The following is a 10,110-nucleotide window of genomic DNA, read 5'->3' on the forward strand; positions in this document are numbered from 1 at the left end:
GAGATTTACGATTAGACGATTTACGATTTACGATTAAAGTTTACTATGATTCCTTAAAATCAATAGCTATAACTAACTCCAATCGTAAATTGTAAATCGTCTAATCGTAAATTTCAGCGCTTTCCTTATGCTCCGAAATTATCAAACATCAGATTCTTAGCCGGTACACCCAGGCTATCAAGCATCTTCTCAACGGCTTTAGACATCGGGCCAGGACCACACATGTAGTATTCAATATCTTCAGGTGCTTCGTGGTTCTTCAGGTAAGTTTCATAAATTACTTCATGAACAAAACCTGCTGTATAACTAACTCCCGCTGCATCTGCTGCAGGGTCCGGACGGTCAAGAGCTAAATGGAACTTGAAGTTCGGGAAGTCCTTTTCAATCTGCAGGAAGTCTTCCAGATAGAACACTTCATTCAATGCACGTGCACCGTAGAAATAGTTCATGATACGATCTGTTGTATGCAGTGTCTTGGTCAGGTGCATGATTTGTGCACGCAACGGAGCCATACCGGCACCACCACCAATCCACATCATTTCATTCTTAGAATCGAATATCGGATGGAAGTCTCCGTAAGGACCACTCATGATTACCTTGTCACCGGGTTTCAGTGTGAAGATATAAGAAGAAGCGATACCCGGCATTACATCCATAAATCCAGGGCCTTGATCTTTCGGTTTGAAAGGAGGTGTAGCAATACGTACAGTCAACATGATACGGTCACCTTCAGCCGGATAATTGGCCATAGAGTAAGCACGAATGGTCTCTTCATCATTCTTACACTTGAGTCCCATAAGACCGAACTTTTCCCAAGCCGGCAGATATTCGTCACCGATCAGACTTTTATCAATGTCTTTATTATAATCCATTGAAAATTTAGGTATCTTGATCTGTGCATAAGAACCCGGAACGAAGTCCATATGTTCGCCCTTCGGCAGAGCTACGATAAACTCTTTGATAAAAGTTGCTACATTCTTGTTTGAGATAACCTCGCACTCCCACTCTTTCACTCCCAGGATTGACTCGTCAATCTTAATAGACATATCCTGTTTCACTTTTACCTGGCAACCCAGACGCCAGTGATCAGCTTGCTGTTTACGAGAAAAGAATCCGGTTTCAGTAGGAAGAATCTCTCCTCCTCCTTCGAGCACCTGACAGCGGCATTGTCCGCAAGAACCTTTACCACCACAAGCCGATGAAAGGAACACATTGTTGGCAGACAGCGTACCCAGCAATGTACCACCGGGAGATGTCTTCAGTTGTTGTTCGCCGTTCATCGTAATCGTAACCTCGCCCGAAGGAGTCAGATAGCCCTTCGCAACGAGCAGTATAATGACAAGCAGGAGAATCACTCCAAGGAATACTCCGATACTCGCTAATATTAAAGACGTCATTGTATTATTCTTTTTACTTTAGTTATAATTTCAATCCAGAGAAACACATAAAGGCCATTGCCATCAGTCCTACAGTGATAAACGTAATACCCAAACCACGCAGCGGAGCGGGAACGTCAGAGTAAGCCATCTTTTCGCGAATAGCAGCCAGACCAACGATTGCAAGTAACCAACCAATACCGGAACCTAAGGCATAAACCACTGCACTACCCACACCTGTGATAGCTTGCGGATTGGCAGGGTCCATTGTAATTCTCTGTTGCATGAACAGTGAAGCACCCATAATAGCACAGTTTACGGCAATCAGCGGAAGGAAGATACCTAAAGAGGCATACAATGAGGGAGCAAAACGCTCTACCACCATTTCTACCAACTGCACAATACCGGCAATAACGGCAATAAAGAGAATAAAGCTAAGGAAGCTAAGATCGACACCTTCGATGATAGCATTGGCAGCCAGCACCTTCGTCTGAAGCAAGTAGTTCACAGGAAGCGTAACCACCAACACGAAAGTTACCGCAATACCCAGACCGACAGCAGTCTTCACATTCTTCGACACAGCCAGGTAAGAACACATACCCAGGAAGAAGGCGAATATCATATTGTCCACAAATATGGAGCGGACGAATAAACTTAATAATTGATCCATAAATCTATCTTTTAGTAGTTGAGTAGTCAAGTCGTTAAAGTAGTAAGTAGAGAAATGTATTTCACCTCAGCTACCAGCTACTATATTCTGACTACTTATTTGTTAGTTTTCCTGCAATTCTTTATGTTTCGCACGCTGATACCAGATGATACAAGCAACGATAATCAATGCCATAGGAGGCATCAACATCAGACCGTTGTTTAAGTAACCCATCTTGTAGAATGACTCCGGAATAATGCGGAAGTTCAGCAAAGTGCCCGAACCCAGCAACTCACGGAAGAAGGCTACAATAATCAGAATCTTGGCATATCCAAGTCCATTACCTATACCATCAAGACATGACTCCCAAGGGCCATTTTGCATTGCAAAAGCTTCAAGACGTCCCATCAAGATACAATTGGTAATTATCAAACCTACATAAACAGAAAGCTGTACACTTACATCATAAGCAAATGCTTTCAATATTTCACTCACAATAGTAACCAATGCAGCCACTACTACCAACTGAACAATAATACGGATACGGTTAGGGATTGTCTTTCTCAGCAACGAAATAACAACATTAGCAAACGCTGTAATTACTGTCACGGATAAGCCCATAACGATAGCCGGCTCCAATTTGGCTGTTACCGCCAGTGCCGAACAGATACCAAGCACCTGTACGGTAACCGGATTGTCGACTCCCAACGGAGCAAAGAATACTTCTTTATTCTTTTTAGAAAATAATTGGCTCATATTCTATCGTTCCTCCTTATTTATTAGTTAAAAAATTATTGTACTGACCCAGACAGTTCTTAATCATATCATCTACACCCTTAGAAGTAATTGTACCACCCGAAATACCATCGACTTGATATGCAGGGTCAGTAACTTTACCATTCTTCTCAACAGCCAGAGCAATCTGCCCGTCTTTCATCACTTTCTTACCATCAAACTCTTTCTGAAAAGCAGGAGTTGCAATCTCAGCTCCCAAACCCGGAGTTTCACTTGCATGAGAGAAGTACACACCGTAAACCGTGTCTTTGTCTTTGTTTAAACCTACATATCCCCAAATCGGCCCCCAAAGTCCGGCTCCCGACAAAGGAATTACATATTTGGTCTCTCCCTTCACATCGCACACATACAGCGGAAGCTGACGCTCTGCTTCCGGCTTAGACATTTCGGCAGCCATATCTATTGCGAAACCACCATTTTCGGAAACAACCTCTCCGTTAGCGTTCAGGATCTCATCTGCTTTCACATATGTTTTATACAGTTCTTCCGCATTCTGACCTTTTGTGTCAACGTTCAATGCAGCCAGAATCTGTTTCATCTTATCCAACTCTTCGTTCTTTTTCTGCGTCGGTTTTAGAGAAGCAGAAACAAAAGCCAGAAGGAATGCTACGATAACAACCATTACCGAAGCATAAATGATAGTATAGGTATTACTATTTGTATTCATTGTTCTCGTTCGGTTTTAATTGTTAGACTTAACAGCACGTTTCTCGCGACGACCGATATTGCTCTGTACGATACAGTAGTCAATCAGCGGTGCGAAGATATTCATCAACAGAATAGCAAGCATCATACCTTCGGGATATCCCGGATTGAGCACACGGATTATGATAGCCATAGCACCGATAAGGAATCCGAAAATATACTTACCTGTTTCCGTACGGGCAGAAGTAACAGGATCGGTAGCCATAAATACAGCACCGAAACAAAAACCACCCAACACAAGGTGTTCGTACCAAGGCATATGAGCCATAGCAGTGTCCGGACCAGCAACATTAAAAATCCATCCCATAAAAGCACCACCTACAAATACAGAAAACATAGTTTTCCAGCTTGCAATGCCTGTCCACAACAACAGGATCGCTCCCAGTGCAATGGCAATAACACTTGTTTCACCGATAGAACCCGGAATAAGTCCCGTCACCATATCCCATGAAAATGGAGGATAGCCATCGGGAGTCAGTGCTGTGGAAGCTACACCAAGTGAAGTAGCAGCAGTCAGCCCATCTACGCTCTGACCTATACCGAAAATACTCTGTCCGGATACCCAAACAGCATCACCAGACATCTTAGTCGGATATGCAAAGAAGAGGAATGCACGGGTTACAAGAGCAACGTTGAACACGTTCATACCCGTACCACCAAATACTTCTTTTGCGAAAATTACAGAAAATGCAGTTGCAACAGCCAGAATCCAGAGTGGGCAGTCAACCGGCACAATCATCGGAATAAGCATACCTGAAACCAGAAAACCTTCCTGAATCTCTTCTTTCTTCCATTGTGCTATAACAAACTCGATACCAAGACCGACTACATAGGATACAATAATTTTAGGCAATACAGCCAGGAATCCATAGGCAAACATTTCCAGAAAACTGCCTTCGCCTCCTGTATGAGTGAAATGCTGGTAACCTACGTTGTACATACCGAACAGCAAAGCCGGCATCAACGCAATAACCACGATCGACATTATACGCTTACTGTCAATCGCATCGTGAATATGCGTTCCCGTTTTCGAAGTGGTGCTGGGTACGAACAAGAATGTTTCGAAACCATCAAACACCGAACGAAACGCGTGGAATTTGCCGCCCTCTTCAAAGTTCGGCTTTATCTTGTCGAGATAATTTCTTAACGCTTTCATTAATTTTAAAAGTTTATTAGTTTTTTAGTTTATTAGTTTCTCAGTTTTGTCTCTTGTTCCTTTCCACATAAAAGGCTCAAGAACTTAAAAACTCAAAAACTTAAGCCATTTCGGCACGGAGCATATCCAGTCCGAGGCGGACAATGTGTTGCAGCTCCAGTTTGGATGAATCTACAAACTCACACAGGGCAAAGTCCTCCGGAGCTACTTCGTAGATACCAAGTGCTTCCATACGGTCGATATCCTGGGCAATGATTGCCTTGATAAGGAACTCGGGCAGAATGTCCATTGGAAATACTTTATCGTATTCGCCGGACATTATCATATGACGTTCCCCTCCTTTGATACGTGCATCCATTGTGTATTCTTTCTTAGCCATCAACCAGCTGAAGTAAGAGCGGTGTACACTGAAGTGATTGAAACGCGGCATAATCCATCCTAACATTTCGTGGATATCATTCCCTTCGGGGATAACTGTTACCTGGCTATGGAAAGCGCCAAGAAAACCATTCGGAGATACCAGCTTACCAGTCAGCACATTGCCACTGATATAGCGTAATTCTTTATCTTTTGTTACGTTTCCGGCAAAGACATTGGTCAGCAATGCACCCACCCGCAACTTACAATAAGCAGGTTTCAGTACTTCAGAACCCGTTACGGCAACCGTACGAGTCATATCTACGCGCCCTGTATTCATCAGTCGTCCAATGAAGATCACGGCTTGCGGGTCAATGGTCCATATTGTTTCACCTTTTACTATAGGAGCAACATGGTTGATCTGCACACCTACATTTCCGGCGGGATTTGGTCCGTCGAAAGCGGTGATAGTGACATTCTTTGCCTGTGTTAAGGCTGCTGATTTCTGGTTTACACTGATACCGAGATAAGTTTTAGCCATCTTAGCCAATGCGTCGAGACCCGTCTGAAAATTAGCTTCTTCTCCTTTGAGTGCGAATTCAAACTCAGGTGCCAATGGATTACTGTCGAATGCAGAAACGAAAATTGCTTTGGGAGCAATGGTCGGATCAGCAATCACATCGTAAGGACGTTGCTTGATGAAAGCGAACATACCTGCCTGCAGCAACAATTCTTTCACCTGGTCAGCATTCAGCTGGGCAACATTCTGCTTACCAAACTCTTCGTAGTCCTGTTCTGCAGCGGCTTCCACAACGATACTCATCACCTTACGGCGATCACCGCGTTCCACGCTTGTTACCACGCCGCTAACGGGCGAAACAAATTTCACTTCAGGATGATTCTTGTCGATAAACAAGGGTCCTCCAGCCATCACATATTCCTGCTCTTTGACTACCACTTTAGGGGTCACTCCAGGAAAGTCGTCGGGTACGAGTCCGTAAAATCCCGGCTCCTTCACTGCAGCTATCTCTTCAGCAGCTTTGCCTTTCAGGTTGATGTCAAGGCCTTTACGTAACTTTATTACATTTGCCATGTGTTATATAAAATAATGGTTTCATAATTTGCCCGCAAAAGTAATAAATAATAATGTGAAATAAGAGGAAAAAAGAAAGGAATTACGGAGATTTTTCCGTAATTCCTTTCGTTAACGTACACGAGAAAGGGAATAGTGAGTAGTGATAAGTGATTAGTAGCTGCGCTATTACGCCGCATGGCACCAATCGCTAATCACTACTCACTAATCGCTACTCACTCCTCTTCCGGTGCAAACATCGGGTCCCATGCCGGCAGACGAACTGGCTTCTGTTTTAGAATTTCCATGACTTTTGGCGTGGCAAATTTCTTTTCCACTACCAGACGAAACATATATTCATTAAACCACTCATCCGTCATAATGAGATGTCCCTGATAGCCGGAACTTGCGCCCCAACTATTCTCAACCATCCATTTCACAGGCTTTCCGTCTTTGTTGATATCAACAGCCATTAATGTCATTGCATGACTTGAGCCACTGGCAAAAGTCTGAATACGCTGTTTTTTATCCATACCAAACGTAGTACCCATTAAAGAGTCATAGTCATAGTTATTAACATCAAGAAGTCCACGATCTGAGTTCAGGAACTTACCCACATCACAAGAGAAATACATCATTGTGCTGTCCTTCAATGAAGCAATAGCCATCTCTTTAATCTCTTCTATTGGCAAATTGACGTATGTCCAGTTATGTCCGTCATAACGATGGCGATCAAAATCTATTTCATAGCATTTATAATACTCACGACTCGGATCGTTCATCAGCATCACATAATTATTGATAAGATTCTCATCTCCGTATTTCTTCAGAAAAGACATTGGAGTGTACTGTTCTGTTTCCACCGGATTCCCTTTGGCATCGTAACGAGTCCATGTAAATTCTGTAGGAGGGACACCCAAATTTAACACCAGCATACGATAAACAGTACCCAGCATCTCTGTTTTGCTCTTCTCAAGAGCAGCAGTTTTCGCCCCTTTCGAAGCCTGTTCACGCAATTGCAAACCAAATTCACGCAGTTTAAGTGATATCAGATTTGCCATTCGTGCCGTATTCTCACTGCTATTTGTTTCGGGCATCACTCCCTTGGGTACCAATCCATATTTCCCCACAATATCTGCAACTCCGGTAAATGTCCCACCGTCACTCAAAGGATTGCGGAACAACCATTCCACCATCTTATCATCCATCGGTTTTTCACGCGTATCAATCACTCCTTGCAAAAAAAGATTAGCCTTCTCCAACTGATCATAAAAAAATGGATAGGTCTGTGAGAATTCAAACGAAGTCAACCCATACTTTGCAATCGCTTTGGCACGCATTACATTCAGTCCGGTAAAAAGCCAGCAACGCCCCGATGACTTCTGATCGGTAATCCCTTTGGAATCTACTTTGATAGAGAAGTAGGTATCCAGCCCCGTCATATTATCCTGATTCAAAGCCAATTTGCGGATATCATTACTACCAATAGCATTGCGCAATGCCTTATCTGCACTTGTTCCCTGGTAACTCTGTTTAATCTGATTCAGCATCTCACTGCTGATTCCACCCTTGTCCTGCTGTGCCTGCACAGAAAAAAGGGCAGCACTCAGAACAAATAATGACAAAATTCGTTTATTCATATATATTAATGTATTAAATAATATGCCAATGTGCTAATGTGCCAATATGCCAATTGGCTGCGCTATGATGCCGCACGGTAATTGGCATATCGGCACATTAACACATTATCTTTTTGCAAAATTAGTATCCTTTTTTGGAATTTTTATCCATTCCTTTAGATTTATTACCTATTCGACTGGAAACTATTCCGAATAAAACAGTTTTCTTTGCACCCTCATTCATAACGAGAATATGAAAAGATATATAATAGGTATATGCCTGGCGCTCATTCCCGCCATTACTCTTCTGGCACAAGAAGAGGGCATCACATTTTTAAAAGACGGCAAACTGGAAGTTAATACAGTATTTAATCCCGACAGTCTGAAACAGGATACCCTTCCTAAACTTTCCAAACGTGAGTTACGCCGATTGCATGTGGCGAAACGAAATCTCCATTACAACATCCTGGGTGGTCCGAGTTACACTCCTGATTTTGGTTTTCTGATTGGCGGTAGTGCTCTCATGACTTTTCGTATAAATCCCAGTGATACCACACAGCAGCGCTCTGTTGTACCTATGGCTATTGCCTTCATGTTCAATGGCGGGCTAAATCTCTTCTCCAAACCTCAGCTATTTTTCAAAGGTGACCGTTTCCGTATCTTCGGACAGTTCAGCTATAAAAATACACAGGAGAATTTCTATGGCATAGGCTACACCACCAATAAAGATTATGTACGTAGTGACACCACCAGTCAGTATCGTTACAGTGGTATGCAGATCAACCCCTGGTTCCTTTTCCGTCTGGGCGAAAGTAATTTCTTTGCAGGTCCGCAGATAGATATCAATTACGATAAAATGAGCAAACCTGCAAAATACCTTGTAGACCAGCCTTCTTATATTGAAGCCGGCGGAACAGCTCATGGTTACAGTAACCTGAGTTCCGGTCTTGGTTTCCTGCTGACGTATGATACCCGTGATATTCCAGCTAATGCATACCGGGGTATTTATCTTGATTTTCGCGGTGTCATGTATCAAAAGTTTTTCGGTAGTGACAACGAATTCTATCGTCTTGAAATAGACTATCGCCAATACAAAACAGTAGGCCGCCGTAAGGTGATCGCCTGGACTGCACAAACCAAAAATGTATTTGGAGATGTACCTCTGAATAAGTATGCCCTCAGTGGAACCCCATTTGACCTTCGCGGTTATTACATGGGACAGTACCGGGATAAATCTTCTCACGTCATTATGGGTGAGTATCGCCAGATGTTTAACACAGACAAGAGTACATGGATAAAGAAGATGGTCAGCCATATCGGCTTTGTAGCTTGGGGCGGATGCGGTTTCATGGGTCCTAATCCTACTAAAATCGAAGGTGTATTGCCCAATGCCGGAGTCGGATTACGTATCGAAGTGCAGCCCCGTATGAACGTCCGCCTCGACATCGGCCGTAATATGGTGAATAAACAAAATCTGTTCTACTTCAATATGACAGAAGCCTTCTAAACGAAGGCTATCTCCGTTTTTAATTAAAAAAAGAAAATAGAAGAAGCATAAAGAGCACAGAATAAAATAATTATCTATATTTGCAGTAGATTACACAATTAAATACAAGCAATTTAGGATAATTATGAAGCATTTTTGCTGTCTATATTCTTTTTCTATACTTCTTCTTTGTACAGTGCCTTCGTTAATGAAGGCACAGGAAGCGAATGACTATTCAAGACCGGAACAAGCTGATTATACCAAAATAACATTACCACCACTTGATTCACTTTTTGAAAATGCAAAAGGTGGACCTACCTATAAATTGGCCCAGGTCAAGGAGCAAATAGAGCGTAAATTACTGGCAAAAGAGAAACGTGCCTTCCTTGGCTTTTTCAGTTTGAGAGGTAGTTATCAATATGGTATGTTTGGTAACGAAGGTACATACACTGATGTTGCTATTGCCCCCTACCTTACTTATACTACTCAGGCACAGAAAGGTTATACGATTGGTGCAGGCGTGAACATTCCTCTCGACGGGCTTTTCGATTTGAAAGCTCGCGTCAGGCGTCAAAAACTTAACTTACAAGGAGCAGCTCTGGAGAGAGAGATTAAATACGAAGAAATGAAGCGGGAAATTATTGAAATGTATACTACGGCCAATTCCCAACTTAGTGTATTGAAGCTACGTGCAGAAGCACTTGAACTTGCCACATTACAATATGAAATTGCAGAAAAGAACTTCGCCAATAACAGTATTGATACCGGAGACTTGTCTGTAGAAAAACAAAGGCAATCTTCTGCAATGGAGGCGTATGAAAAGAGTAAATTTGAACTTACTAAAAGCCTGATGATACTCGAAGTTATTACCCGTACTTCCATATTACGAAAATAA

General features: G+C 42.6%; 9 protein-coding genes. 2 read left to right on the top strand and 7 right to left on the bottom strand.

Annotated elements, in window-relative coordinates:
* Positions 1 to 125: 125 nt before the first annotated feature.
* From nqrF to ACESQI_RS04890, 7 genes are all read right to left on the bottom strand, one after another.
* A complete protein-coding gene (nqrF, locus tag ACESQI_RS04860) occupies positions 126 to 1,397 on the bottom strand; it encodes an NADH:ubiquinone reductase (Na(+)-transporting) subunit F (RefSeq protein ID WP_002560537.1) in 1,272 nt (423 codons plus the stop codon).
* A 22-nt stretch (positions 1,398 to 1,419) separates the two neighbouring features.
* Positions 1,420 to 2,046 carry an NADH:ubiquinone reductase (Na(+)-transporting) subunit E gene (gene nqrE / locus ACESQI_RS04865; RefSeq protein WP_002560538.1) on the bottom strand — a complete coding sequence of 209 codons (627 nt, stop codon included), beginning with the start codon at positions 2,044 to 2,046 and terminating at the stop codon, positions 1,420 to 1,422.
* Positions 2,047 to 2,148: 102 nt separating this feature from the next.
* Complete coding sequence (locus ACESQI_RS04870; protein WP_002560539.1) at positions 2,149 to 2,781, bottom strand: NADH:ubiquinone reductase (Na(+)-transporting) subunit D; 633 nt, start codon at positions 2,779 to 2,781, stop codon at positions 2,149 to 2,151.
* Positions 2,782 to 2,797: 16 nt separating this feature from the next.
* Entirely contained in the window at positions 2,798 to 3,487 is a 690-nt protein-coding gene (locus ACESQI_RS04875; protein WP_002560540.1) for a Na(+)-translocating NADH-quinone reductase subunit C, read from the bottom strand.
* Between the two features lie 15 nt (positions 3,488 to 3,502).
* Positions 3,503 to 4,681 carry an NADH:ubiquinone reductase (Na(+)-transporting) subunit B gene (locus ACESQI_RS04880; RefSeq protein ID WP_002560541.1) on the bottom strand — a complete coding sequence of 393 codons (1,179 nt, stop codon included), beginning with the start codon at positions 4,679 to 4,681 and terminating at the stop codon, positions 3,503 to 3,505.
* A 100-nt stretch (positions 4,682 to 4,781) separates the two neighbouring features.
* A complete protein-coding gene (locus ACESQI_RS04885; protein ID WP_373125511.1) occupies positions 4,782 to 6,131 on the bottom strand; it encodes a Na(+)-translocating NADH-quinone reductase subunit A in 1,350 nt (449 codons plus the stop codon).
* Between the two features lie 215 nt (positions 6,132 to 6,346).
* Positions 6,347 to 7,750 (bottom strand): C1 family peptidase, encoded by a 1,404-nt coding sequence (locus ACESQI_RS04890; protein WP_007485457.1) that lies wholly within the window; start codon positions 7,748 to 7,750, stop codon positions 6,347 to 6,349.
* Between the two features lie 232 nt (positions 7,751 to 7,982).
* On the opposite strand from ACESQI_RS04890, the gene ACESQI_RS04895 reads away from it, so the two are divergent.
* Positions 7,983 to 9,236, top strand: a complete 1,254-nt coding sequence (locus ACESQI_RS04895; RefSeq protein WP_234130088.1) for a BamA/TamA family outer membrane protein — start codon at positions 7,983 to 7,985, stop codon at positions 9,234 to 9,236.
* A gap of 124 nt (positions 9,237 to 9,360) precedes the next feature.
* Entirely contained in the window at positions 9,361 to 10,110 is a 750-nt protein-coding gene (locus ACESQI_RS04900) for a TolC family protein (RefSeq protein ID WP_044166278.1), read from the top strand.

The sequence above is a fragment of the Bacteroides sp. HPS0048 genome (assembly GCF_964240755.1).
GTDB lineage: Bacteria > Bacteroidota > Bacteroidia > Bacteroidales > Bacteroidaceae > Bacteroides > Bacteroides nordii.